The organism is Actinomycetospora callitridis (assembly GCF_028737265.1).
Classification (GTDB): Bacteria; Actinomycetota; Actinomycetes; order Mycobacteriales; family Pseudonocardiaceae; genus Actinomycetospora; species Actinomycetospora callitridis.
In genome coordinates this window covers 1,034,128-1,059,451 of record NZ_JAQZAK010000001.1, presented here as the reverse complement: position 1 = coordinate 1,059,451, position 25,324 = coordinate 1,034,128, and the positions used below count along the sequence as shown (strand labels likewise).

Genomic DNA, 25,324 nt, shown 5'->3' with positions numbered 1-25,324 from the left:
TCCGGCCATGGACGGGACCCGGGTCGCGCGACGGCGTCGCTGGTCGTGGATCGGTCGGATCGTCCTCGCGGGGATCCTGCTGGCGATCGCCTGGCCGACGTCGCTGAACGAGCTCGCCGTCACCTCCGCGACCGCCCTGCCCGTCGCCCTCGTCGTGGCCCTCCCCGTGCTCGTCGCGCCGGAGCACCCGTGGCGCGCCTGGGGGGCGTCGGCGCTCGGCGCCCTGCTGGTCGCGCTGCTCGTCGGCCCCGCTCCCGGGTACACCGGCGGGATCCAGGCGGTGCACCTGGTGGTCCTCTGCGGCCTGACCGCGCTCGTCGTCGGCCGGTGCGCGTCGTGGGCCGCCGCCGTCGCGGCGGTCGGGCTCGCCGGGGCGTTCGTCCTGGCCACCGGCGCGGCGCCCGAGGGGTTCGGGCTGGCCGTGTTCTGGACGGCGGTCGTGCTGGCCGTCGGCCTGCTCCTGCGCCGCGTGCTCACCCAGCGCCGCGAGATCGCCGTCGTCGAGGAGCTCCGCGCCGACGAGGAGTCCCGGCGCGCCGTGCTCCAGGAGCGCGCCCGCGTGGCCCGCGACCTGCACGACGTCGTCGCGCACTCGATGTCGATGGTGGTGGTGCGCGCCGAGACCGCCCGCTACCGGCTCCCGGGCGTCGACGAGGCGTCCGCCGGCGAGTTCTCCGCGGTCGCCGACGCCGCGCGCCAGGCCCTCACCGAGCTGCGCGGCGTCCTCGACGTCCTGCGCACCGACGACGAGGGCCGCCTCGCCCCGCAGCCGACGGTCGCCGACGTCGACACCCTGCTCGCCGCGACCTCCGACGCCGGCGTCGACCTCACCGTGACCACCACCGGCGATCCCGCGTCCACCGGCCCCGCCGCCGCCCTGTCGACGTACCGGATCCTCGCCGAGGCCCTGGCCAACGCGTCCCGGCACGCCGCGGGCGCCCCCGTCGCCGTCACCCTCGACCACGGCCCCGACGCGGTCCACGTCCGCGTCGTCAACGGTCCGGGCCGCGACGCGACCGGGCCCGGTTCCGGCCTCGGGCTGCCCGGGATGCGCGAGCGGACCGCGGCGGTGGGCGGCGAGCTGACCGTCGGCCCCACCGACGACGGTGGCTTCGCGGTCGACGCCCGGCTGCCGGTCGTCCGCGCCGTCGGGGTCGCCCCGTGACCCGTGTGCTCGTCGTCGACGACCAGGCGATGGTCCGCGAGGGCTTCGGCGCCCTGCTGTCCGCCCAGGAGGGCCTCGAGGTCGTCGGGCACGCGGCGGACGGCGAGGAGGCCGTCGAGGCGGTCGACCGCCTCTCCCCCGACGTCGTGCTGATGGACGTCCGGATGCCCCGCCTCGACGGGCTCGCCGCCGCCCGGCGGATCCTCGCCCGTCACGACGCGGTGCGGGTCCTCATGCTCACCACGTTCGACGTCGACGACTACGTCTACGAGGCCCTGCGCGCCGGGGCCAGCGGCTTCCTGCTCAAGGACGCGCCGGCCGAGGAGCTGGTGCGCGCGGTGCGGGTGGTCGCGGGCGGCGAGGCGCTGCTGGCGCCGTCGGTCACCCGCCGGCTCATCGCGGACTTCGCCAGCCGGGCCGTGCCCGCCCGCGCCGTGTCCGCCCGGATCGACGTGCTGACCGCGCGCGAGCGCGAGGTCCTCGTCCTGATCGCCCGGGGGCTGTCGAACGGCGAGATCGCCGCGCAGCTCGTCCTCGCCGAGCAGACGGTGAAGACCCACGTCGGGCGCATCCTCACCAAGCTCGACCTGCGCGACCGCGTCCAGGCCGTCGTGCTGGCCTACGAGACGGGGGTCGTGAGCGCCCGGCTCGACCAGCACCGGGACGGCCGCTCCGGGTGATCCTCCCGCCGACGACGGGGTCCTCAGATGTCGTCGTCCGGCACGCGGGTGTCCTCCGGGTCCTCGGACTCGCCCCCACCCGCCGACGGGGCCGGCTCGCCCCGCAGCGACGCGAGGAGGTCGGGCAGCTCGTCGGGCTTGAACAGCACGTCGCGGGCCTTCGAGCCCTCGGACGGCCCGACGACGGCGCGGGTCTCGAGCAGGTCCATGAGCCGCCCGGCCTTCGCGAACCCGACGCGCAGCTTGCGCTGGAGCATCGAGGTCGACCCGAACTGGCTGGTGACGATCAGCTCCGCCGCGGCCACGAGCAGCTCGAGGTCGTCGCCGATGTCGGCGTCGATCTCCTTCTTCTCCCCGGCGGCCTCGGTGGTGACGCCCTCGGTGTAGTCCGGGTCGGCCTGTTCCTTGCAGTGCTCGACGACGGCGCTGATCTCGTCGTCGGCGATGAACGCACCCTGCAGGCGGTTGGTCTTGCCCGCGCCCATCGGCAGGAACAGGGCGTCGCCCATGCCGATGAGCTTCTCGGCGCCGGGCTGGTCGAGGATGACGCGCGAGTCGGTCAGCGACGACGTCGCGAACGCCAGCCGAGACGGCACGTTGGTCTTGATCAGGCCGGTGACGACGTCGACGGACGGGCGCTGGGTCGCGAGCACCAGGTGGATGCCGGCGGCGCGGGCCTTCTGCGTGATGCGGACGATCGCGTCCTCGACGTCGCGCGGGGCGGTCATCATGAGGTCGGCGAGCTCGTCGACGATGCACATGATGTACGGGTAGGGCCGGTAGACGCGCTCGGAGCCGAGCGGCGCGGTGATCTCCCCGGAGCGCACCTTGCGGTTGAAGTCGTCGATGTGCCGCACACGGTTGGCCTGCATGTCCGTGTAGCGCTGTTCCATCTCCTCGACCAGCCACGCCAGCGCGGTGGCGGCCTTCTTCGGCGAGGTGATGATCGGCGTGATCAGGTGCGGGATGCCCTCGTAGGGCGTCAGCTCGACCATCTTCGGGTCGATGAGGATCATCCGGACCTCGTCCGGTGTCGACCGCGTGAGCAGCGAGACCAGCATCGAGTTGACGAAGCTCGACTTACCGGAGCCGGTGGAGCCGGCGACCAGCAGGTGGGGCATCTTCGCCAGGTTGGCCGTCACCATCCGGCCCTCGATGTCCTTGCCGAGCCCGATGACCATCGGGTGGGTCTCGGCACGGGCGGTCGGCGAGTTCAGGACGTCGGCCAGGCGCACCATCTCGCGGTCGGCGTTGGGCACCTCGATGCCCACCGCGGACTTCCCCGGGATGGGGGCGAGCAGCAGGATCCGGTCGGTCGCGGCGGCGTAGGCCAGGTTGCGGTGCAGCGCGGTGATCTTCTCGACCTTCACGCCGTGCCCGAGCTCGACCTCGTAGCGGGTGACGGTGGGTCCCCGGGTGAAGCCGGTGACCTCCGCGTCGACCTTGAACTGCTCGAGGACCCCGGTGATCGCCTCGATCATCGCGTCGTTCGCGGCGCTGCGGGCCTTGGGCGGGTCGCCCGGGATCAGCAGATCCGGTGGCGGCAGGCGGTAGTCGTCGTCCGCGCCGGGCTCGCGCTGGGAGCTGAACGAGGCCGCGGCCTGCGGGTCGGGCTCGGTCTCCGGCGGCGCGGTCACGTCGGGCACGACGGCGGGCGCCGCCGCGGCCGGGCGCTTCTTCGCGGGCGGCGCGGGGGCGGCGGCCGCGGGCTCGGCGACGACGGCCGCAGCGCCCTCGGGGGGCGTCGTGAGGTCGGGCACCGCGCCCGGGGTGCGCTCGCGGTGGCGAGCCGGGTGCGCGGCGGCGTCCGGGTCCTCCTCGGAGGCAGCGTCCTCCCCGCGACGTCGACGACGGATCCGCGTGGTCGGCGCCGTGCCGTCGTCCCCGTCGACCCGGTCGACGTCGACGTCCTCGGGGCCGCCCCACTCGTCGTCGCGGTACTCGCCGGTGACGAGGGCGCGCAGGCGCTCGCCGACCTCGCGCACCGGGGTGCCCGTGAGCACGAGCAGGCCGTAGAGCCCGACGAGCACGAGCACGATGCCGGCGATCCAGGTGGTGACGCCGCGGGCCAGCGGGTCGGCGACGACCGCACCGATCACGCCCCCGGCGGCGCGCCGGCCACCGAGGTCGCGGGGTGCGCCGGCGACCAGGTGCCACACCGCGAGCACGGCGACGCCCAGCAGGAGCCCGCCCACCACGCTGCGCGGGCGGGTCTCGGGCGACGGGTCGGTGCGCAGGAGGATGACCGCGACGCCCAGCAGGACGACGGGCAGCACCAGGGCGGCCGCGCCGATGATCGTGCGCAGGCCGATGTCCAGGCCCGTGCCGACCGGGCCGCCGGCCCCCCACCACACGCCGGCGGCGGTGAGGACGGCGAGCACCACGAGCCCGAGGGCCACCCCGTCACGGCGGTGGGCGGCGTCGACGTCCCGGGCGCGACCCAGGGTGCGGACCAGGGAGCCGAGGCCGCGCGCGGTGAGCACCCAGCCAGCGCGCAGCGTGCGCACGATCGGCCCGGGTTCGCCGCGGCGCGCGGGCGCACGACCCTTCGTCGTCCGGCCCTTCGAGCCGCCGGCGGGGCGGCGCCCGCCCTTCGAGGGCGGGCGCTGCTGGGGCGACCGGGTCGGCGCCTCCGGACCGGCGCCACTGCGGCGCGGCGTCCGGCCGCCGGTCAACGGGCGGCTACGGGACGCGCGCTTGTCTGGTGTCTCGGTCCGCCCGGCCATGCCGTCACGGTATCCCGGGCGCACCACGAGCCCCGGTAGCCACACGCGCCACGACCCGGCCCGTCCCCGTTCGAGACCCGGAGCCCCGGAGGGTCAGCAGTCCGGAGAATCGGCAGTCCGGAGAATCGGCAGCCCGGAGATCAGCGACCGGCGTGGTAGCCGACCTCGCCGGCCCACACCGAGGTCTTCTGGACGTACTCCCCCGCGCAGGTGACGTCGCGCTCGGAGATCAGCCGCTCGAACGCCGCCGCGGTCGCGACCACGTCCGGCGGGCAGCACCGGGTGGAGAGCTCGAGGAGCTCCCGTCCGCTGGGGAAGCGGAAGTGCTCCAGGTCGGCCCGGCTCAGCCCCTCGGCCGCCGCGACCTTGACCCGCCGGACCACCAGCGGGCCGTGGACCAGGAGCTCCTTGAGCAGGTCGTCGTCGACGGCCTCGCTGCCGCCGCCGCACGCCCACGCCTTCTGGGTGGGCGAGAGCAGCTGCCGCGACTCGATCGAGCCGGCGATCACCGCGGCGGCCGCGGCGCGATCGATCTCGCGGCGCACCTCGATGTCCTGCCACACGCCCCCGGGCACGACGTCGTACTCCACGCGCGCGCCCCGGGGGATCGCCTCCGGCCGCGTCGTGCCGCTGCGGCGCGTGGACACGCAGAGATCGAAGCGCCCGCGGGCCCGGCGGCGCAGGCGTATCTCGACGCCGGCGCGGATCAGGTCCAGCGAGGGGGTGTCGACGAGGTAGGACTCGCGCACGCTCCACGTCGGGGACGGACGTCCCGTCAGCGCCTCGGCCGCCGCGCCCGCGGGGGGCATCAGCAGCGACTTCATCTCGACGCTGGCACTGTCGTCCCCGGGTCCGTGCAGCTGGGCGAGCGCCTCGGCCGCCGCAAAACTGCCCACCGATCGACCTCCTGCCGGACCTCCGTGTCGGTCCCCGTCGCCGGCATCGCCCTGCCGCGACCATAGCTCTGCGCGGTGACCCGGGACACCTCGGGACACGGATCCTGGCGGGTTGGCCAGGTGCCCCCGAGCGTGCGCGGCGAGCCGTGACCCTCCGGTGTGTTTCCGGAGACCGGAACGGCTCCGAGATTGCTCGGAGATTCGCCGCACGCCACCGTTTCCCCTGGCGGGCACGTCGGAACGACCCCCATCACATGATCGACATGGCGGACGGACCAATCTGACCCTTGCTGATCACGGACCGCATCCCTATGGTCACCTGTGGCTCAGCACACACCGTTGACCGGCAGACTTGCTCCGCTCGTCGCCGAGAACGTCGTGTCCTGCCGCCCAGCGGTCGACACCCTCGGCCAGACGGTCCTCCTGGACCGTGGCGGCACCTGCTGTACGCCGTCTCCGAGGTGTCCCCGGGACGGCGACAGCCAGGAGGAGCACATGGGAGTGCCCGAGCATGCGTCCGCGGACGCGCTCGCGCCGGGAGGCATCAGCCCCGGCGGCAGTCACTCCTCCTCCCTGCACGTCGATCCCGCCGTCCGCCGCGTCGACCTCACGCGGCTCGTCCGACCGGGAGAGCGCACAGCTCCCGGTCGTCCCGGGCCGGAGTGACCGTCGACGACGGAAGGGACGGGCAGGTTCACGCGGTGGCCGTGCCACCGCGCGCAAGGAGTCCGCTAGTGACGAGGAGGGACGGCCGATGACGGCCACGGATAGCGATCGCGAGTCCGAGCTGCACGCAGCGGGACTGGACGGACAGAACAGAACGGCCCTGGGCCGGCTGCTCGGTACCGGCGGCATCGGTTACGCCGAGGAGGGATCGGACGGGGTCATGCGGGCCACGGTCCGCATCCCCGAGGACCAGCTCATCTTCGAGCCCTCGATCCTCGTCTTCCCGCACGGCGGCGAGATCGAGCTCACGCTGATCAACGACGACAAGAACACGCACTGCGCGGTGCTGCCCAACAACGGTGACCCCAAGATCATTTGGATGGTCAACCACTCCAAGGGCACGGCGCGGCTCAACCTGGGCGGACCGGGCACGTACTACTACGGCTCCACCACCGGCAACGACGAGGGCCGCGGGCTGACCGCCGCGCTCGTCTTCGGTGGCGAGGTGCCGGACTCGGCCAAGCTCGACCGTCCCCCGCAGCCGCGCCCGTAGAGAGGAACTCGTCAATGACTGACTACGTGGACGCCGGCGAGGCCGTCCCCCACAAGACCCTGAGCGCCGTCAAGGGCAATGCCCCTCAGGTCAGCAACGTCGACTACGAGCGCATCAAGAACGCGACCTCGGAGCCGCACAACTGGATCACCTACTACGGCAGCTACGACGCCCAGCGGCACAGCCGGCTCGACCAGATCAACAAGGACACCGTCAAGCGCCTGACCCCGGCGTGGGTGTTCCAGGCCGGCTCGACGGGTCTGCACTCGGGCTCGTCGACGTACTCGTTCGAGGCCTCCCCGCTCGTGGTGGACGGCGTCATGTTCATCTCCGGGCCCGAGGGCAAGGTCTGGGCCATCGACGGCAAGACCGGCGAGGAGCTGTGGCGCTACAAGCACGCCTCCCCGTACGACGTCTCGCTGTGCTGCGGCAACGTCAACCGCGGTGTCGCCGTGGGCCACGGCAAGGTGTACATGTACACCCTCAACGCCCACCTCATCGCGCTCGACGCGGAGACCGGTGACCTGGTCTGGGACGTCACCAACGGCGACGTGCGCGCGGGCGAGTCCGGCTCGGTCGCCCCGCTGATCGTCAAGGACAAGGTCATCGTCGGCAGCGCCGGCGGCGAGTTCGGTGTCCGCGGTCACCTGGACGCGTTCGACGCCCAGACCGGTGAGCGCCAGTGGCGCTGCTACACGGTGCCGAAGCCGGGCGAGCCCGGCTCGGAGACCTGGCCGGACGACGGCGAGGCCTGGCAGCGCGGCGGCGCGAACTGCTGGATCACCCCCTCCTACGACCCGGAGCTCGAGCTCCTGTTCCAGGGGACGGGCAACCCGGCGCCCGACTTCGACGGCGGTGTGCGCGAGGGCGACAACCTCTACACCGACTCGACCGTCGCGATCGACGTGAACACCGGCGAGATCCGCTGGCACTACCAGTTCACGCCCCACGACCTGTGGGACTACGACTCGACGATGGAGAACGTCCTCTTCGACGCTCCGGACGGGCGCAAGCTGCTCGCCCACGCGGACAAGAACGGCTACTTCTTCGTCCTCGACCGCACCAACGGCGAGCTCGTCCGCGTGTTCCCGTTCGTCGACCGCATCACCTGGGGCGACATCAGCCCCGACGGCAAGGTCACGCCGAAGGTGTACCCGGACGAGGAAGGTGTTCCGGTGCACTTCTGGCCGGGCCCGGCCGGCGGCAAGGAATGGACGCACATGGCGTACAGCCCCAACACGGGGCTGATCTACGTGCCGGTGCAGGAAGTCGGCGCGACGGCCACCCGCCGTCGTCGCGAATTCAAGGAGAGCATCCCCTACTGGGGTGCCGGTGTGGCCGTCGACCTCGACGACCACTACGGATTCGTGGCCGCCATCGACCCGCTCACGGGCGAGGAGAAGTGGCGCTGGCGCAACGAGTACCCGATGTGCGCCTCGACCCTGACCACCGCCGGTGGTCTGGTCTTCCAGGGCACGCCGACCGGTGAGTTCGTCGCCCTCGACGAGCAGACCGGCGAGAAGCTCTGGTCGTTCCAGTGCGGCAGCGGGCACCACAGCAGCCCGATGTCGTACAGCGTCGACGGCCGGCAGTACATCGCGGTGCCCACGGGCTGGGGCGGCTGGATCGAGGGCTTCCTGCCCGGGCTGCTCGGCGCGGCGGCGGGCGACGCCCTGTTCGTCTTCGCCCTGCCCGAGAACTAGTTTTCCGCTCCAAGGAGATACGCCCGTCAGCGCTCCTACGTCGCGCTGCCGAGCGATCTCCGTCGCGAAGCATGTGAGAGGAGGTCACGAGATGGAGCTCCACGTGTGGGAGGCCCCGCAGTTCGAGGAGATCGGGGTCGCTCCCGAGGTGACGATGTACGTCGCCCAGATGGACGACTGATCGACTGACACCGGGAGGGGCGCCGGACCGCGCAGGTCCGGCGCCCCTCTCCGGGTGTTTGGGGTCCGCTCGAGCAGGAGAACCGTGGAGAGAGGGTATGACCGTCGAGGAGACGCTGGCGCCGCCCGAGGCCCCACGATGGCTCTGCGAACTGTGTGGATTCATCTATGATCCCGAGGAGGGCGACCCCGACAGCGGCATCCCGCCCGGGACGCCCTTCGAAGACATCCCGGACGACTGGATGTGCCCGATCTGCGGAGCCGAGAAGTCGGACTTCCGCATGCTGGAACCGGGAGAGCACCTCCCGGGGATGTGAGGATGCTGATCAATGATCACCGGGTACGGCCACTTCGTCCAGCTCGCAGAATCACTGCAGTGGGACGAGACCACCATCGACCTCTCCACGGACATCGAGTCCTGGACGAAGCTCGAGGACAGCGAGTACGACCAGATCCTCGGACTGATCGCCGGCTTCTGCGTCGGTGAGACGTCGGTGGCCCTGCACCTCGGATCGTTCCAGTCGAAGGCCACCGTCGACGACGCGATGGCCGGCTGCTTCGAGTCGCAGGCCCGCGACGAGGCCCGGCACGCCCGCTTCTTCGACCGCGTGGTCAGCGAGGTCGTCGGCGTCCCGGGGAAGAACCTCAACGAGCGGCTCGAGGTCCTGCGCGAGCGGGTGAGCCCGGACCTCCTCGAGCTGTTCGAGGAGCGCCTGCCGGCCATCGCCCGCGGCCTCGCCGACTCCGACGAGGAGCTCACCACCGCGGTCGGGCTCTACCACATGATCCTCGAGGGCGTGGTCCTCACCGCGGGGCAGCACGCGCTGCTCGACGCCCTCGAGAAGCTGTCGGTCCCGATGCCCGGGATGCGCAAGGGCATGGAACTGGTGCTGCGCGACGAGCGCTGGCACATCGGCTTCGGCTCCCGGGTCATCCAGAGCGCCGACCTCGTCGACAACGACCTCGAGAAAATCCTCAACGAGGGCTCGAAGGCCGCGTGGGCCTGGGGAGACCTCATCTCCTCCAAGGACATCGAGAAGGTCGACCAGCTCCACAAACGCCGTCTCAAGTCCGTCGGGATCAAGTTCTGGTGATCCCCGAGAACACTGCTGCGCTCTGCCGCAGCAGGTAGGTTGGACCGACCGTTGAGAAAGGAGGTGGCATCAAGCATGGAGATGCTCGCCGTGTGGGAGACCCCGCAGTTCGAGGAGTTCGGAGTCGCCCCCGAGGTGACGATGTACATCGCTCAGCTCGACGACTGACCAACGTCACCGCGAGGGGCGCCAGAATTGTTCTCGGCGCCCCTCGCGTGCGTTGTACCGCAAAATCACGAGGAAGTGTCCAGGAGGAGGGCGACTCACGATGTGGGTGCGGGTGCTGGGAGCCGGCGCCGGTGGCGGCTTTCCCCAGTGGAACTGCGGGTGCCCGGGTTGCCGGGCCGTCCGTGACGGTTCCCGCCCCACCCGGCCGCGCACGCAGTCGTCGATCGCCGTCAGCGCCGACCGGACCACATGGTTCCTGCTCAACGCCTCCCCCGACCTCCGCAGCCAGATCGAGGCCACGCCCGCGCTGCAGCCCCGCTCGGGACGCGAGAGCCCGATCGCCGCGGTGCTGCTCACCGACGCCGAGCTCGACCACACCATGGGTCTGCTGCTCCTGCGCGAGGGTCCGGGCATCGAGCTGCACGCCTCCGACGCCAGCATCGAGACGCTCACCGGGGGCACCGGGTTCCTGCCGACCCTGGAGCGCTACACGGAGGTCGACCGGCGGCGCGTCGTCCCCGGCGAGACCGTCGCCCTCGGCGAGGGCCTGTCCTACCGCGCGTTCGACGTGCCCACGGTGAAGAAGAAGCGGTTCGCGGACGGCTCGTCCACGGACGCAGCCGCCTCGGACGTCGGCCGGGTGGTGGGCTATCGCCTCACCGACACGGCGAGCGGGCGCGTCGCGGTGTACCTGCCGGGCGTCCAGGAGATCACCCCCGCGGTGCACGACGAGCTCGCGGCCGCGGACGTCGTGCTGGTCGACGGCACGACGTGGACCGACGACGAGATGATCCGCCTGGACCTGGCGTCCAAAACCGCCCGCGACATGGGGCACATGGCCGTCGACGGTCCGGACGGGAGCCTCGCGGTCCTGGCCGGCCTCCCGGCCGAGCGCAAGATCTACGTACACATCAACAACACGAACCCCATGCTGCTCGAGGATTCCCCCGAGTACGCCACGGTGGTCGCCCGCGGCGCGGAGATCGCGACCGACGGGCTCGAGGTGGAGGTCTAGACCGGATGACGGCGACGCACGACGTGACCCACGAGATGGCGGGGACCAACGGCGCCGGACACGGCGACGCCGTGGGCCCGGACGCGCTCGTCGAACGCCTGCGGTCCCAGGCCACCCGCTACCACAGCGAGCACGACTTCCACGTGCGCATGAACGCGGGCGAGCTGTCCCCCGCCCAGATCCGGGGCTGGGTGGCCAACCGGTTCTGCTACCAGGAGGCGATCCCCCGCAAGGACGCCGCCATCCTGGGCAACTGCCCCGACCGCGAGATCCGGCAGCGCTGGATCCGCCGGATCACCGACCACGACGGCACCGAGACCACCGAGGGCGGCATCGAGGCCTGGCTGCGACTCGGCGAGGCCGTCGGGCTCGACCGTGCCGAGCTGCTCGACGGGCGGCACATCGTGCCCGGCGTCCGGTTCTCCGTCGACGCCTACGTGGTGTTCGCCCGCACCCGGCCCTGGCTCGAGGCCGTGGCGTCCTCGCTCACCGAGCTCTTCGCGCCGGGCCTCATGGCCGAGCGCCTCGCGGCGTTCGAGAAGCACTACACCTGGATCGACCGCGACGGGCTCGACTACTTCCGCAACCGGCTGCACCAGGCCCCGCGCGACTCCGAGCACGCCCTGGAGATCGTCACCGCACGCTGCCGCACGGCCGAGCAGCAGGACGCCGCCGTCGCCGCGCTCGCGTTCAAGAACGACGTGCTCTGGGCGATGATGGACGCCATCGACAGGGCCTACCCGGCATGACCGGCACCGTCCCGCTCACCGGCCGTCCCGCGCTCGCTCGGTTCGTCAAGATGCGCTTCGACAAGGCGCGGGACCGCCAGGTGCTGCTCGGCCCGGAGACGGTCGTGACGCTCAACCCCACCGGCGCCGACATCCTCGGTCTCTGCGACGGAACGCGTACGGTCGCCGACATCGTCGACGAGCTCGGCCGACGCTACGACCGCGTCGTCGACGACGAGGTGACGCAGTTCCTCGCCCAGCTCGTCGCCCGGCGCTGGATCGCCATCGAGGAGGACACCCGTGGCTGAGACGACGGTCGACGGCCCGCTCGGTCTGCTCGCGGAGCTGACGCACGCCTGCCCGCTGTCGTGCTCCTACTGCTCGAACCCGCTGGAGCTCACCAAGCGCTCCGCGGAGCTGGCCACCGCCGACTGGCACCGCGTGCTCGACGAGGCCGCGGACCTCGGCGTGCTGCAGAGCCACTTCTCGGGCGGTGAGCCCCTGCTGCGCCGCGACCTCGTCGAGCTGGTCGGGCACGCGAGCTCGCTCGGGATGTACACGAACCTCGTGACCAGCGCGATCGGCCTGTCCCGCCCCCGCGCGCAGGCCCTGCGCGAGGCCGGCCTCGACCACGTGCAGGTCAGCATCCAGGCCGACGAGCCCGTGCTCTCCGACCGTCTCGCCGGCATCTCGTCCTTCGACAAGAAGATCGAGGCCGCGCGGCTGGTCAAGGAGCTGGGGTGGCCGCTGACCCTCAACGTCGTGCTGCACCGCCAGAACATCGACCGCGTCGAGGCCATCCTCGGCTGGGTCGAGGAGCTCGGGGCCGACCGCGTCGAGCTCGCCAACACCCAGTACTACGGCTGGGCGCTGGCCAACCGGTCCGCGCTGCTGCCGAGCCGTGAGCAGCTCGAGAACGCGGAGAAGGTCACGCGCGCGTTCCGCGAGCGACTGCGGGACCGCACCGACGTCATCTACGTCATCCCCGACTACTACAGCCAGTACCCCAAGCCCTGCATGGGCGGCTGGGGCGACCGCCAGCTCGTCATCGGGCCCGAGGGGAACGCCTGGCCCTGCCTGTCCGCCCACGAGCTGCCGCTGCCGAAGGCGAACGTCCGCGAGCACGACCTGGAGTGGATCTGGCGCTCGTCGCCGATGTTCACCGCGTTCCGGGGCACCGACTGGATGTCCGACCCGTGCCGCAGCTGCGACCGGCGCGAGGTCGACCTCGGCGGGTGCCGCTGCCAGGCCTTCCAGCTCACCGGGGACATGACCCGCACCGACCCGGTCTGCGTGCTCTCGCCCGATCGCCACATCATCGACGAGGCCGTCGCGGCGGCGAACGACCCCGCCGCCGCCGAGCCGGTCGGCGCCGTCCCGGTCGGTTCGGGGCCCGTCGGGCTGGGGATGCCGGAGCTCGCGGTCCGGCCGCACCGTGCGGACTGATCTGGGCAGGACTGATCACCGGGAGCGATACCGCGAGTGACCCGGGTTACACAGCGGGGTGAGGCTGTCAACCCGTTGAAACACGCACACATGACGATCACCATATGGCGGCCACCTCACCAAACGTCGGTTGAGCAAGGAGCCGTTCGTGATCCCCATCCTCCAGTTCGTCCTGGGCATCGCGGTGCTCGTGTACAGCGCCGAGAAGCTCATCGGATATCTGGTCGGCGTCTCGAGTCGATGGGCGATCTCGCTCTTCCTCATCGCGGTCGTCTTCACCGGCATCGAATTCGACGACCTCGCCTTCGGCATCGTCCTCAACCTCGAGGACCTCAGCGAGGTCGCCCTCGGCACCGTCGTGGGGACGACCACCGCGATGACCGGCATCGTGCTCGCCCTCGCGGCGATCATCGCGCCGACCCCGGTGGACGTCCCCAAGGACTACCTCGCCCTGTTCGTCCTCGCGCCGATCATCATGTTCGCGCTCGCACTCACCGGGGCCCTGACGGTCGTCACCGGCGTGGTGCTGCTCCTGCTGTTCGTGGCGTTCGTCGGCTGGGTGGCGTACCGCGAGTACTCCGCACGACGCCCGGTGTGGCGCAACGCCGAGGTGTACGAGCAGCTCGAGAAGGCGGGGGTGACCTCCGGCGGCGGCACGGCGACCCTGACCCGTGAGGGTGGGGCTGGTGACGGCCCGAGCGCCGGCACGGGCACCGGCGGCGGCACGGGCGGCGGCACGGGTGGCGGCACGGGTGGCGACACCGGCCCCGGCGGTCACGGCGGCTTCGAGCTGCCGGCCGACCTCCGCATCGACCAGGGCTTCCTCAAGGCTCGCCAGACCTCGCCGGTCGGCACCGTCGTCCTCGCCGTCCTCGCCCTGGTCGGCCTCGTCGTCGGCGCCGTGGTCGCCGGCGCGGGCACCGAGGGGATCCTCGACGAGTTCGCCATCGAGGGCACCGTCTTCGGTGTCACGATCGCGACGCTGGCGCTCTCGCTCGAGGACATCTTCCTCACCGTGGAGCCCGCCCGCCGGGGCGCGCCGGAGATCGGCATCGCCAACGTCATCGGCAGCGTCGTCTTCTCCGTGACCGGCAAGCTGGGGATCATCCTGCTCATCGGCGGGGCCATCACCATCGACGCCGACACCCTCGCCTGGCACATGCCGGTCCTGCTGGTCATGACGGTGATCGCGGCGATCTTCCTGGCCACCGGCCGTCTGCGCCGCTGGCACGGCTTCGTGCTGCTCGGCCTCTACATCGCCTACTTCGTGATCAGCCTGGTCTTCTTCGGTGAGGTCCCCGTCGACGACTGAGCCGGACCCACCGAGGACACGCCCACCGGAGAGGACGATGTGACGTGACGAAGGATCGAGTCGGGGCCGGCTTCGCCGTCCTGGCCGCCATCATCGGGCTGTGGCTGGTGTTCCAGTTCCCGCAGTCCCCGGGCGACGACGACGACGGCGACGACGCTCCCGTCCCCGGCACCAGCGAGATCGCTCCGGCGCCCGGCGGTGTGCTGCCGCCCGGCCAGGTCCAGCAGCCCGCCCCGGGCGGCCAGGTGCAGCAGCCGCAGGCCCCCGCGCAGCCGGACACCGACGGCGATGACGACGACGACGACGGCTAGGACGTCCTGACAAGACCGTGCGGCCGCGCTCCCCCGACGGGGAGCGCGGCCGCACGTCGTCGTGGTCGGCTCGGTGGTCAGGTCAGTGGGCGATCATCCCGTGCGGGTCGATGACGAACTTCTTCGCGACGCCCGAGTCGAACTGGGCGTAGCCCTGCGGGGCCTCGTCGAGGGAGATGACGGTCGCGTTGACCGCCTTCCCGATCTGCACCCGGTCGCGCAGGATCGCGTTCATCAGCTGCCGGTGGTAGCGCATCACCGGGCACTGGCCGGTGGTGAACGAGTGCGACTTGGCCCAGCCGAGACCGATCCGGATCGACAGGCTGCCCTCCTTCGCGGCGTCGTCGGCCGCCCCGGGGTCGCCGGTGACGTAGAGGCCGGGGATGCCCAGCCTCCCCGCCGCCCGGGTCACCTCCATGATCGAGTTGAGCACGGTGGCCGGGGCCTCGCCCGCGCCCTGGCCGTAGCCGCGGGCCTCGAAACCGACCGCGTCGACCGAGGCGTCGACCACGGGCTCGCCGACGATCTGCTCGATCTTGTCCGGCAGCGTGCCCTCCTGGGAGAGGTCGACCGTCTCGGCGCCGATCACCCGGCGGGCGTGCTCGAGGCGCTCCTCGTTCATGTCGCCGACGATCACCGCCGCCGCGCCGAGCAACTGGGCCGAGGCCGCGGCGGCGAGGCCGACGGGACCCGCACCGGCGATGTAGACGGTGGACCCGGTGGTGACCCCGGCCGTCACGCAGCCGTGGTAGCCGGTCGGGAAGATGTCCGACAGCATCGTCAGGTCGAGGATCTTCTCCATCGCCTGCTCGCGGTCGGGGAACCGCAGGAGGTTCCAGTCGGCGTACGGCACGAGGACGTACTCGGCCTGGCCGCCCTGCCAGCCGCCCATGTCGACGTAGCCGTAGGCGGAGCCGGGACGTTCGGGGTTGACGTTCAGGCAGACCCCGGTGTGGCCCTCCTTGCACATCCGGCAACGCCCGCAGGCGATGTTGAACGGCGCCGAGACGAGGTCGCCCTGCTTGATGAACTCGACGTCGCGGCCGACCTCGACGACCTCGCCGGTGATCTCGTGGCCGAGGATCAGGCCGGGCGGCGCCGTGGTGCGGCCGCGCACCATGTGCTGGTCGGACCCGCAGATGTTGGTGGCGACGAGCCGGAGGATCACGCCGTGCGGGGTCTGGCGGCCGACGTTGGCGGGGTTCACCCCCGGTCCGTCCTTGAGCTCCAGGCCCGGGTACTCGATGTCCTGGACTTCGACCTTCATGGGCTCGATGTAGGCGACAGCCTTCATGGGCGCTCCTCAGGGGGTCGTCTCGCCGGCTCGGACCGGCCCCGGCCGGGGCCGCCGCGACGGGCTGACTCCTTGATCCTCCGCCGTGGAGTGGCGCGTGTCACTCGCGCGGCCGCACCAGGACGGGCCCCTGGACGTTCCAGCGGTCAACGCTCTCCGCAGTCGCCCGACTCCCGTTCGTGACCGCCACGAGCCCGGCGGCGACGACAGCGCACAGAACGGTCACCGCCCGCGTCCGCCGCGTCCCCACCCCGGGCTCACCCGACCCCGGCGAGCAGCAGGACCGCGGTGGTCACCCCGGCACCGACGACGACACCGGCGACCACCTGCGGCGCGGTGTGGGCGCGCAGCACGAGACGCGCCCACCCGACGAGGGGCACGGCGAGCCAGGACAGTGCCCACCACGGCCCGCCGAGCAGGGTCAGCACCGCCGCCGCCGCGGCCACGACGGCGGTGTGGAAGCTGATCTTCCAGACGAGGGTGATCGCGGTGGCCACGGCGACCGTGACCAGCACGGCGATCTGCAGCGCGGTGATCGCGCGCGGCGCGCCGGCGACGACCAGCACCACCACGCCGGTGGCGACCGAGAGCGCGGCCAGGCCCAGCGGCACGGCCCGCTGCTCGCGCTCGCGCAGGTGGTGGTCGGTGTACCGTCCGCTCCGCACACCGCGGTCGACGATGAACGCCGGGATCGCCACGGTGAACAGCATCCCGACCAGCGACCACGCCACGCCCACCACCCCCACGGCCAGGGCACCGACCACGGGGTAGAGCACGGCGAGCAGCAGGGTCGGCGACGTCAGCGTGGTGACGCGCGAGGCGATGCGCCGGGCGGAGACGGTGGCGCTCACCCGCGGGAGCCTAGGCCGAGGACGACCACCGCCGAGCAGAGGAGAGACGCGTGGGCCGGGAGGCACAGCTCGTGCTGGCCGTGGTGACCGCACCCCCGGGGCGGGTGCTGCTCGTGCACCGGCCCGGGGAGTGGCCGCCGGCGATCCTGCCCGGTGGGCGCCCGCAGGCCCGCGAGTCCCCCGGCGCGACCGCGGAGCGCGGGTGCCTCGAGGAGGCGGGCGTCGAGATCCGCGCCGGCCGCCAGCTCGGGCGGCTCCTCGACGACGGGATCGCGACGATCTACGTCGCCGCCCGCCCGCAGCACGAGGTCGACCCCGAGGAGATCCCGATCAGCGTGCGCGCCGGCTGGTACACGCTCGACCAGGTCGACCTCGTGCTCCCCGACCTGTGGGCACCGGTGCGCCACCACCTGTCGAAGACGATCCGCCGGTGATGCGCCGGTGATCCCTCGGACCGGCCGAGTCCTTCAGACCGGCAGCACCGTCGGGACGATCATCGGGCGGCGGCGGTAGGTCTCCCCCACCCACTTGCCGACGACCCGGCGCACCGACTGCGCGATGCGGTGGGTGTCGGTGATGCCCTCGGCCTCGGTGCGCGAGAGCTCCATCTCGACGAGCGAGACGACGTCCTCGAGGGCCTTCGGGTCGTCGGAGAACCCGCGCCCGGAGATGCGCGGGGGCGCCACCGCGCGTCCCGTGGCCGCCTCGACGGCCACGGTGATCGCGATGAAGCCGCCCTCGCCGAGCACGAGGCGGTCCGAGAGCGTCGACTCGCCGACGTCGCCGACCTGGTTGCCGTCGACGTAGACGTGCCCGACCTCGACCCGCCCGGAGATCGCGGCCCGGCCGTCGACGAGGTCGACGACCACGCCGTCCTCGGCGATGACCACGTTCTCGACGCCGGTCCGGCGCGCGATCTCGGCGTTGGCGCGCAGGTGGCGCCACTCGCCGTGCACCGGCATGACGTTGCGCGGGCGCAGCGCGTTGTAGAGGAACATCAGCTCGCCGGCACTCGCGTGGCCCGAGACGTGCACCTTGGCCACACCCGAGTGCACGACCTCGGCGCCGAGGCGCGTCAGGCCGTTGATCACCGCGAACACCGCGGTCTCGTTGCCGGGGATCAGGCTCGAGAGCAGGACGACGGTGTCGCCCGGGGTGATCGTGATCTGGCGGTGGTCGCCGCGCGCCATGCGCCCCAGGGCACTCAGCGGCTCGCCCTGCGAGCCCGTCGAGACGAGGACGACGTCCTTCTCCGGCATGGCCAGGGCGTCGTCGAGATCGACGAGCAGGCCGTCGGGGACGTGGAGCAGGCCGAGGTCGGTGGCGATGCCCATGTTGCGCACCATCGAGCGCCCGGTGAAGCAGACCTTGCGCTCGTGCTTCGCCGCGGCGTCGAGCACCTGCTGGACGCGGTGCACGTGGCTCGCGAAGCAGGCGACGATCAGGCGGGACGGCGCGTCGCGGAACACCCCGTCGATCACCGGCGAGATGTCGCGCTCCGGGGTGACGAAGCCGGGCACCTCGGCGTTGGTGGAGTCGACGAGCAGCAGGTCGACGCCCTCGTCGCCCAGGCGCGAGAAGCCGGCCAGGTCGGTGAGGCGTCCGTCGAGGGGCAGCTGGTCGAGCTTGATGTCGCCGGTGTGCAGCACCGTGCCGCCCGGGGTGCGGACGGCGACGGCGAGGGCGTCGGGGATCGAGTGGTTGACCGCGAAGAACTCGCAGTCGAACGAGCCGTGGTGCCCGCGCTCGCCCTCGCGCACCTCGAGCAGGCGCGGGGTGAGCTGGTGCTCCTTGCACTTCGCCGCGACCAGGGCGAGCGTGAAGCGCGACCCCACGACGAGCAGGTCGGGACGCTGGCGCAGGAGGAACGGCACGGCGCCGATGTGGTCCTCGTGCCCGTGCGTGAGCACGAGCGCGTCGACGTCGGAGAGCCGGTCCTCGACCGCGCGGAAGTCGGGGAGGATCAGGTCGACGCCGGGGGCCTCCTCCGACGGGAAGAGCACCCCGCAGTCGACGATGAGCAGCCGTCCGCCGTACTCGAGGACGGTCATGTTCCGCCCGATCTCCCCGATGCCGCCGAGGGCGACGATGCGCAGCGCGCCCTCGGGCGTCGGGGGCGGGGCGCCCTCGGCGCCGGGGGCGGACGACGTGGGCACGCCGGAGCCGCGGGCGCAGTCGTGGGTGGGCGGCGTCGAACCGCGTCCCTGCGGAGGGCCGCCGCGGGGCGGCTCGGGGCGGCGGGCGGTCGATCGGCTCATCGGGCGCCTCCGTGGGCGCGGCGCGGCGAACGGGTGGTGATCAGGTCCTCCTGGTGCGGGGGGCCGGGGCGGGGGGTCCGTCCGGCCGTCGTGGGTGGGTCCTGGCGGGACCCGTCGCTGATGTCGGTGGCGTGCCTCTACAGGCCGCGCTCGAGGGCCATGACCGCGGCGACGTCGGCCGGCTCACCCTCGGGGTGCACGACGCACTCGTCCCGGCCGGCCGCGTGCAGCAGTAGCTCACCCGGCTCGCCGGTGAGGATGACCGTGCGCGGGCCCGACTTGACGGCGTGCTCGGCGCCGTCCGGACGGCGCAGCGTCACGGCCACGGGGCTGGAGCGGTAGGTCAGGCGGCCGAGGAGGCCGACCATGCGCCAGAGCTGGTGGTCCCGCGCCTCGTCCGGCGGACGGGGCGACCAGCCGGACTGCGCACGGCGGACGTCCTCGTGGTGGATGAAGAACTCCTGGACGTCGACGGCGCGCAGCGGAGGCAGCGCCAGCGGGCTCCAGAACGGCGGGCCCGAACGCAGGGTGCCGACCAGCTCGCCGAACTCACCGTGGGCCACCGAGTCCTGCACGCGCTCGGTCCACCACGCCAGCGGCGGGATCAGGATGCCGGGCGCGGCGTCGAGGCGGCGCTCACGGGTGATCAGGTGGGCGACCAGGTCGCGCGTGGTCCAGTCGCCGCAGAGCGTGCTCTCGTCGGGGCCGAGCTTCAGCAACAGGTCGGCGAGATCGCGACGCTCGGCGTCGGCGATCTGTGCGGCACTCATGGACTACTCCTACCCGGGGGGACCCGGGGTTCACCCCTCGGCGACGAAGGGGCTGGTGGCGACCTCGGACCCGCTGGGCAGCCGGGTGATCTCGAAGTCGGCGAAGACGTTGGGGACCTCGGCCTGCAGGATCTTCAGGCACATGATGGCGAGGTCGCGGATCTCGACGTCGGCGTGCTCGCTGGCCCGCATGGCGATGAAGTGCCGCCAGGCGCGGTAGTTGCCGGTGACGACGATCCGCGTCTCGGTGGCGTTCGGGAGCACGGCGCGGGCGGCCTGGCGGGCCTGCTTGCGCCGCAGCGTGCGGTTGGGCTCGTCGGCGAAGCGCTCCTCGAGGCCCGCCAGGAGCTTCTCGTAGGAGGCCAGCGCCGCGGCGCTGGCCTCGGCGAAGAGCTGGTGGAGCTCGGGATCGGCGGCGATGACGTCGGGCTCCACCATCGCGGCGTCCCGCTCGGGCACGTAGCGCTGCGAGAGCTGCGAGTACGAGAAGTGGCGGTGCCGGATCAGCTCGTGGGTCAGGCTGCGCGACATCCCGGTCAGGTAGAAGCTCACCGACCCGTGCTCGAGCACGGAGAGGTGGCCGACCTCGAGGATGTGGCGCAGGTACCCCGCGTTGCTCGCCGTCGCGGGGTTCGGCTTGCTCCACGACTGGTAGCAGGCGCGGCCCGCGAACTCCGCGAGCGCCTGCCCACCGTCCGCGTCGGTCTCCCACGGGACCCCGGGCGGCGCGTGGAACTCGGTCTTCGCGATCAGCGTCACCTGGGGATACACGGTGTCGGCCACCCCCGCACGGTACGACACGGGTCCGGCGCGTTCGCCCGCGGCGGACGTGACACCACGATGGTGGCGCTCCCGTCGTCGTGGTGTCACAGTGGTGTCATGGACCTGACACCGTACGTCGCCTCCCTGCGCGACGACCTCGCCGCGGCCTCCGCGGTCGGCGACGAGGCCACCGCCCGGGCGGGCAGCTCGCTCGCCGCCGCCCTCGAGCCCGCCGTCCGGCTGGCGCTCATGAACGCCCTGTCCGACCTCGCGGGCGAGGTCACCGAGGCCCTCGGCGACCGCACCGTCTCGCTGCGCCTCTCGGGGCGCGAGGTCAAGGTCGTCGTCGACCGCGACTCCTCCGGCGACGGCGCCGACGGCTTCTTCGCCGGCCCGACGTCCTCACCGTTCGCCGGCACCCCCGGTGGCGGGCCGGGCGGGCCGCAGCGCCCCACCCCTCCCCCGCCGCCCGGGCCGGGCTTCTCGGGCGCCGACGCCTTCAACGCCGCCTTCGGTGGCGGCCAGGGGTTCGGCGGCCGGGGCGGTCCCGACGTCGGCGACATCTCGCGGATGACCCTGCGCCTCGTCGACCAGATCAAGGGCCAGGCCGAGCGCGCCGCGGCGTCGCAGGGCATGAGCCTGAACTCCTGGATCGCCCAGGCCGTCCAGGGCGCGCTGCACGACAAGCAGCGCGGCGGCGGCTGGGGCGGCGGCTGGGGCGGCCGGGACGGCGGCTGGGGCGGCGCGCGTGACAGCGGCGGCGGCAGCGGCTGGACCGACGGGCGCCCGAACGACGAGCCGGCGCCGGAGAAGCCTGCGGACAGCCCCGCGGACGAGCCCGGCGACACGTCCGGTCCGTCCGGCACCGCGAAGGACGGCCCCGACGACGGGGGCGTCGACGGGTGGGTGAAGGGATGAGCCCGGCGCGCGAGGTCACCGGCACCGGCCCCGAGCCGGTGACCCTGGACGTCGCGCTCGATGCGGGCCGGGTGCGGGTGCGCCTGGCGCCGCCCGCCGAGGACGGTGCGTCCCTGCGCGTCCGGCTCGAGGCCGACCCGGACGCCCCGCCCGGCTGGCTGCGCGGGCTGGGCACGGTGCTCGGGTTCCTGGGCGTCGACCGCGACGGGCCGTCCTCGCCGGAGGAACGGGCGGAGGCGGCCGTCGCGGCCGCGACGCTGGAGTGGGACGCGGAGGCCCGCCGGGTCACCGTCCGCGGCCCGCGCGACCTCGGCCTGCGCGGCGTCCCGCTCGCGGTGACCGTGCGGGCGCCGCAGGACTCGGAGCTCCGGGTGCGGGCGGGCGCCGCCCGGGTCGCCGTGGAGGGCCGCGCGGGCGAGGTCTCGGTGCACGGCACGGGCGAGGTCCGCCTCGACGAGGTGGCCGGGCGCACCGACCTGCGCTGCGGCGCCGGCGAGGTGCGCATCGGGCGCCTGGACGCCCCGCTGCGCCTCACCGGCGGCGCCGGCGAGGTCCGCGTCGACCACGTGCACGCGCCGGTCGAGATCACCACCGGCGCCGGGCGCGTGCGTCTGGGCGACGTGCACGCCGACGTCGCGGTGCGCGCCGCGGCCGGCGACATCGAGGTGGCCGACGCGGTCGCCGGCGACGTCGAGATCGGCACCGGCGTGGGCTCGCTGTGGGTGGGCGTGCACGCCGGCGTCGACGCGAAGGTCGTGCTGAACGCCGCCGTGGGCCGCGTGCGCAGCGAGCTCCCGGTGCGCGCCGACCGTCCCGACCAGCCCGACGGCGGACCCCTGCGCGTGCGGGCGAGGACCGGCGCGGGCGACATCACCGTCGCCACCGCCCGTCCCCGCCCGGCGCTCACGGCCTGAGCGCGGTGACCGGCGGATCGAGCGAGGGCCGCCCCCACTGCGCCCAGCGCAGCGAAGGACGCCCTCGCTCTCCGCACCGCGCGACCCCTGGAACGAGCGAGGGACGCCCCGACTGCGTCAGGCGCAGTCAAGGCGTCCCTCGCTCGACACCGGCCGGCGGCGCCTAGTCCGAGCGCGCTCCCGTGAGGGTCGCGCCGAGGACGTCGTGGTTGAGCTGGGCGATCGAGGCCAGCGGGATGCCCTTGGGGCACACCTCGTGGCAGGCACCGACGTTGGTGCAGCCGCCGAAGTCCAGCTCGTCCTGGGTGGCGAGCATGTTGATCGCGCGGGTCGCCCGCTCGGGCTGCCCCTGCGGGAGCAGGCCCAGGTGGGTCACCTTGGCCGCCGTGAACAGCATCGAGCTGCCGTTCGGGCAGGCCGCGACGCAGGCGCCGCAGCCGATGCAGGTCGCGGCGTCGAACGCGTCGTCCGCCGAGACCTTGTCCACCGGGATCGCGTGCGCCTCGGGGGCCGACCCGGTGTTGACCGAGATGTAGCCGCCGGACTTGATGATCTCGTCGAAGGCGCTGCGGTCGACCACGAGGTCCTTGACGACGGGGAACGCCTTCGCCCGCCACGGCTCGATGTCGATCGTGTCGCCGTCGTTGAAGTGCCGCATGTGCAGCTGGCACGTCGTCGTGAACTTCTGCGGGCCGTGCGCGTTGCCGTTGATGACCATGCCGCACGAGCCGCAGATGCCCTCGCGGCAGTCGTGGTCGAAGGAGACCGGGTCCTTGTCGTCGAGGACGAGCTTCTCGTTGAGCACGTCGAGCATCTCGAGGAACGACATGTCGGGCTCGACGTCGTCGAGCGTGTACTTCTGCATCTTGCCCTTGGCCTCGGGTGAGGCCTGACGCCAGATGCGCAGGGTGAGCTTCACGTCAGACTCCGCTACTTGTAGCTGCGCTGGCTCGGGTGCACGTAGGAGAACTCGAGGTCCTCCTTGTGCAGCACGGGCCGCTGGTTCTCGCCGGTGTACTCCCAGGCCGCGACGTACGAGAAGTTCTCGTCGTCGCGCTGCGCCTCGCCGTCCTCGGTCTGGGACTCGACGCGGAAGTGACCGCCGCAGGACTCCTCGCGGTGGAGGGCGTCGAGGCACATGAGCTCGGCGAGCTCGAGGAAGTCGGCGACACGGTTGGCCTTCTCCAGCGACTGGTTGAACCCGTCGCCGGTCCCGACGATCTTGACGTCGCGCCAGAACTCCTCGCGCAGCGAGGGGATCCGGTCGAGGGCCTTCTCGAGGCCCTCCTTGCTGCGGGCCATCCCGCACTGGTCCCACACGAGCTGACCGAGCTCGCGGTGGAACGAGTCGACGGTGCGGTGCCCGTTGGCCGAGAGCAGCTTGTCGATGCGCTCGCGGGTCGACTCGACGGCCTCCTGGACGGCCGGGTGGTCGTCGGGAACGGCGTCGAACGGGGCGTCGGCGAGGTAGTCGGCCACCGTCGTCGGGAGCACGAAGTACCCGTCGGACAGGCCCTGCATCAGCGCGGACGCGCCGAGGCGGTTGGCGCCGTGGTCGGAGAAGTTGGCCTCGCCGCCGACGAACAGGCCCGGGATCGTCGAGCGCAGGTCGTAGTCGACCCAGAGCCCGCCCATCGTGTAGTGGATCGCCGGGTAGATGCGCATCGGGACCTCGTACGGGTCGTCCCCGGTGATGCGCTGGTACATCTCGAACAGGTTCCCGTACTTGGCCTCGACGGCCGGGCGCCCGAGGCGCTCGATGGCGTCCTTGAAGTCCAGGTACACGCCCAGGCCACCGGGTCCGACGCCGTGCTCGGCGTCGCACATGTTCTTCGCGGCGCGCGAGGCGATGTCGCGCGGCACCAGGTTGCCGAACGCCGGGTACTGGCGCTCGAGGTAGTAGTCCCGCTCGTCCTCGGGGATGTCGTTCGGGTTGCGGTCGTCGCCGCGCTCCTTGGGCACCCACACGCGGCCGTCGTTGCGCAGCGACTCCGACATCAGCGTCAGCTTCGACTGGTACTCACCGCTGACCGGGATGCAGGTCGGGTGGATCTGCGTGTAGCAGGGGTTGGCGAACAGCGCGCCGCGCTTGTGCGCCCGCCACGCCGCCGTGACGTTGGAGCCCTTGGCGTTCGTCGACAGGTAGTAGACGTTGCCGTAGCCGCCCGAGCAGAGGATCACGGCGTCGGCCAGGTGCGTCTCGATCTGCCCGTTGAAGAGGTTGCGGGTGACGATCCCGCGGGCCTTCCCGTCGACGACGATCAGGTCGAGCATCTCGGTGCGCGGGTGCATCTCGACCGTGCCGGCGCCGATCTGGCGCTCGAGGGCCTGGTACGCGCCGAGCAGCAGCTGCTGGCCCGTCTGCCCGCGGGCGTAGAAGGTGCGCGAGACCTGGGTGCCGCCGAACGAGCGCGTGTCGAGCAGGCCCGAGTATTCCCGGGCGAAGGGCACGCCCTGCGCGACGCACTGGTCGATGATGTTGAGGCTGACCTCGGCGAGGCGGTGCACGTTCGACTCGCGGGAGCGGAAGTCGCCGCCCTTGACCGTGTCGTAGAACAGGCGGTGCACCGAGTCGCCGTCGTAGCGGTAGTTCTTGGCGGCGTTGATGCCGCCCTGCGCGGCGATCGAGTGCGCGCGCCGCGGGCTGTCCTGGTAGCAGAACGACTTGACGTGGTAGCCGGCCTCGCCCAGCGTCGCCGCCGCGGCGCCGCCGGCAAGGCCGGTGCCGACGACGATGACGCTCATCTTGCGGCGGTTGGCCGGGTTGACCAGGCGCGCGGAGAACTTGCGGTCGGCCCACCGGTCGCCGATCGGGCTGTCCGGGGCGCGGGTGTCGGCGATCGGGTCCCCGACGACGTAGCGGCCCTCCCCCTGGGTGGCCGTGGGCTCCTGCTGCAGTTCAGGCCTAAAGAGA

General features: G+C 72.4%; 26 protein-coding genes. 17 read left to right on the top strand and 9 right to left on the bottom strand.

What is annotated here, in order from left to right:
- Positions 1–7 precede the first annotated feature (7 nt).
- Together PH191_RS05120 and PH191_RS05115 are read left to right on the top strand one after the other, a co-directional pair.
- Positions 8–1,165 (top strand): sensor histidine kinase, encoded by a 1,158-nt coding sequence (locus PH191_RS05120; protein WP_274193508.1) that lies wholly within the window; start codon positions 8–10, stop codon positions 1,163–1,165.
- The gene (locus PH191_RS05115; RefSeq protein ID WP_274193507.1) at positions 1,162–1,845 is read left to right on the top strand and encodes a response regulator; all 684 of its coding nucleotides are present in this window, start codon (positions 1,162–1,164) and stop codon (positions 1,843–1,845) included. The genes PH191_RS05120 and PH191_RS05115 overlap by 4 nt, the downstream gene beginning before the upstream one ends.
- Before the next feature lie 23 nt (positions 1,846–1,868).
- Here PH191_RS05115 and PH191_RS05110 read toward each other — a convergent pair whose 3' ends face one another.
- Positions 1,869–4,571 (bottom strand): DNA translocase FtsK, encoded by a 2,703-nt coding sequence (locus PH191_RS05110; protein WP_274193506.1) that lies wholly within the window; start codon positions 4,569–4,571, stop codon positions 1,869–1,871.
- 140 nt (positions 4,572–4,711) lie between these two features.
- Entirely contained in the window at positions 4,712–5,467 is a 756-nt protein-coding gene (locus PH191_RS05105) for a hypothetical protein (RefSeq protein ID WP_274193505.1), read from the bottom strand.
- Positions 5,468–6,221: 754 nt separating this feature from the next.
- Between PH191_RS05105 and PH191_RS05100 the strand changes: the two genes are divergently transcribed.
- From PH191_RS05100 to PH191_RS05045, 12 genes are all read left to right on the top strand, one after another.
- Positions 6,222–6,686, top strand: coding sequence for an MSMEG_3727 family PQQ-associated protein (locus PH191_RS05100; protein ID WP_274193504.1), 465 nt, complete (start codon positions 6,222–6,224; stop codon positions 6,684–6,686).
- A gap of 14 nt (positions 6,687–6,700) precedes the next feature.
- Entirely contained in the window at positions 6,701–8,389 is a 1,689-nt protein-coding gene (locus PH191_RS05095; RefSeq protein ID WP_274193503.1) for a PQQ-dependent dehydrogenase, methanol/ethanol family, read from the top strand.
- A 91-nt stretch (positions 8,390–8,480) separates the two neighbouring features.
- Positions 8,481–8,570, top strand: a complete 90-nt coding sequence (gene pqqA / locus PH191_RS05090) for a pyrroloquinoline quinone precursor peptide PqqA (RefSeq protein WP_274189170.1) — start codon at positions 8,481–8,483, stop codon at positions 8,568–8,570.
- A 97-nt stretch (positions 8,571–8,667) separates the two neighbouring features.
- Positions 8,668–8,886 carry a rubredoxin gene (gene rd / locus PH191_RS05085; protein WP_274193502.1) on the top strand — a complete coding sequence of 73 codons (219 nt, stop codon included), beginning with the start codon at positions 8,668–8,670 and terminating at the stop codon, positions 8,884–8,886.
- A gap of 12 nt (positions 8,887–8,898) precedes the next feature.
- Positions 8,899–9,663, top strand: a complete 765-nt coding sequence (locus PH191_RS05080; protein ID WP_274193501.1) for a ribonucleotide-diphosphate reductase subunit beta — start codon at positions 8,899–8,901, stop codon at positions 9,661–9,663.
- 75 nt (positions 9,664–9,738) lie between these two features.
- Positions 9,739–9,831, top strand: a complete 93-nt coding sequence (pqqA, locus tag PH191_RS05075) for a pyrroloquinoline quinone precursor peptide PqqA (protein ID WP_274193500.1) — start codon at positions 9,739–9,741, stop codon at positions 9,829–9,831.
- A gap of 100 nt (positions 9,832–9,931) precedes the next feature.
- Positions 9,932–10,846, top strand: a complete 915-nt coding sequence (pqqB, locus tag PH191_RS05070; protein WP_274193499.1) for a pyrroloquinoline quinone biosynthesis protein PqqB — start codon at positions 9,932–9,934, stop codon at positions 10,844–10,846.
- A gap of 35 nt (positions 10,847–10,881) precedes the next feature.
- Positions 10,882–11,595 (top strand): pyrroloquinoline-quinone synthase PqqC, encoded by a 714-nt coding sequence (gene pqqC, locus PH191_RS05065; protein WP_274193696.1) that lies wholly within the window; start codon positions 10,882–10,884, stop codon positions 11,593–11,595.
- On the top strand, positions 11,592–11,882 hold the full coding sequence (gene pqqD, locus PH191_RS05060) for a pyrroloquinoline quinone biosynthesis peptide chaperone PqqD (RefSeq protein ID WP_274193498.1): 291 nt from the start codon (positions 11,592–11,594) through the stop codon (positions 11,880–11,882). Before pqqC ends, pqqD begins: the two co-directional genes overlap by 4 nt.
- Positions 11,875–13,020, top strand: coding sequence for a pyrroloquinoline quinone biosynthesis protein PqqE (pqqE, locus tag PH191_RS05055; RefSeq protein WP_274193497.1), 1,146 nt, complete (start codon positions 11,875–11,877; stop codon positions 13,018–13,020). Before pqqD ends, pqqE begins: the two co-directional genes overlap by 8 nt.
- A 148-nt stretch (positions 13,021–13,168) precedes the next feature.
- A complete protein-coding gene (locus PH191_RS05050) occupies positions 13,169–14,332 on the top strand; it encodes a sodium:calcium antiporter (RefSeq protein WP_274193496.1) in 1,164 nt (387 codons plus the stop codon).
- Positions 14,333–14,376: 44 nt separating this feature from the next.
- Positions 14,377–14,643: a hypothetical protein gene (locus PH191_RS05045; RefSeq protein WP_274193495.1), complete on the top strand. Its 267-nt coding sequence runs from the start codon at positions 14,377–14,379 to the stop codon at positions 14,641–14,643.
- A gap of 82 nt (positions 14,644–14,725) precedes the next feature.
- On the opposite strand, the gene fdhA is transcribed toward PH191_RS05045, so the two are convergent.
- Complete coding sequence (gene fdhA, locus PH191_RS05040) at positions 14,726–15,937, bottom strand: formaldehyde dehydrogenase, glutathione-independent (RefSeq protein ID WP_274193494.1); 1,212 nt, start codon at positions 15,935–15,937, stop codon at positions 14,726–14,728.
- A gap of 257 nt (positions 15,938–16,194) precedes the next feature.
- The gene (locus PH191_RS05035; protein WP_274193493.1) at positions 16,195–16,788 is read right to left on the bottom strand and encodes a hypothetical protein; all 594 of its coding nucleotides are present in this window, start codon (positions 16,786–16,788) and stop codon (positions 16,195–16,197) included.
- 50 nt (positions 16,789–16,838) lie between these two features.
- Between PH191_RS05035 and PH191_RS05030 the strand changes: the two genes are divergently transcribed.
- Positions 16,839–17,222: an NUDIX hydrolase gene (locus tag PH191_RS05030; RefSeq protein WP_274193492.1), complete on the top strand. Its 384-nt coding sequence runs from the start codon at positions 16,839–16,841 to the stop codon at positions 17,220–17,222.
- Between the two features lie 33 nt (positions 17,223–17,255).
- Here PH191_RS05030 and PH191_RS05025 read toward each other — a convergent pair whose 3' ends face one another.
- The 3 genes from PH191_RS05025 to thyX all read right to left on the bottom strand — a co-directional run bounded on the left by PH191_RS05025 (position 17,256) and on the right by thyX (position 20,599).
- Complete coding sequence (locus PH191_RS05025) at positions 17,256–19,046, bottom strand: ribonuclease J (RefSeq protein ID WP_274193491.1); 1,791 nt, start codon at positions 19,044–19,046, stop codon at positions 17,256–17,258.
- 137 nt (positions 19,047–19,183) lie between these two features.
- The gene (locus PH191_RS05020) at positions 19,184–19,816 is read right to left on the bottom strand and encodes a TIGR03085 family metal-binding protein (protein WP_274193490.1); all 633 of its coding nucleotides are present in this window, start codon (positions 19,814–19,816) and stop codon (positions 19,184–19,186) included.
- Between the two features lie 30 nt (positions 19,817–19,846).
- Positions 19,847–20,599 (bottom strand): FAD-dependent thymidylate synthase, encoded by a 753-nt coding sequence (gene thyX, locus PH191_RS05015; RefSeq protein ID WP_274193489.1) that lies wholly within the window; start codon positions 20,597–20,599, stop codon positions 19,847–19,849.
- Positions 20,600–20,695: 96 nt separating this feature from the next.
- Between thyX and PH191_RS05010 the strand changes: the two genes are divergently transcribed.
- Together PH191_RS05010 and PH191_RS05005 are read left to right on the top strand one after the other, a co-directional pair.
- Positions 20,696–21,496, top strand: a complete 801-nt coding sequence (locus tag PH191_RS05010) for a toxin-antitoxin system HicB family antitoxin (RefSeq protein ID WP_337994040.1) — start codon at positions 20,696–20,698, stop codon at positions 21,494–21,496.
- Positions 21,493–22,410 (top strand): DUF4097 family beta strand repeat-containing protein, encoded by a 918-nt coding sequence (locus PH191_RS05005; RefSeq protein ID WP_274193488.1) that lies wholly within the window; start codon positions 21,493–21,495, stop codon positions 22,408–22,410. The genes PH191_RS05010 and PH191_RS05005 overlap by 4 nt, the downstream gene beginning before the upstream one ends.
- A gap of 163 nt (positions 22,411–22,573) precedes the next feature.
- Here the strand turns inward: PH191_RS05005 and PH191_RS05000 are convergent, their stop codons facing one another.
- Positions 22,574–23,329 (bottom strand): succinate dehydrogenase/fumarate reductase iron-sulfur subunit, encoded by a 756-nt coding sequence (locus PH191_RS05000; protein ID WP_274193487.1) that lies wholly within the window; start codon positions 23,327–23,329, stop codon positions 22,574–22,576.
- Between the two features lie 11 nt (positions 23,330–23,340).
- The gene (locus tag PH191_RS04995) at positions 23,341–25,308 is read right to left on the bottom strand and encodes a fumarate reductase/succinate dehydrogenase flavoprotein subunit (RefSeq protein WP_274193695.1); all 1,968 of its coding nucleotides are present in this window, start codon (positions 25,306–25,308) and stop codon (positions 23,341–23,343) included.
- Between the last annotated feature and the right edge of the window lie 16 nt (positions 25,309–25,324).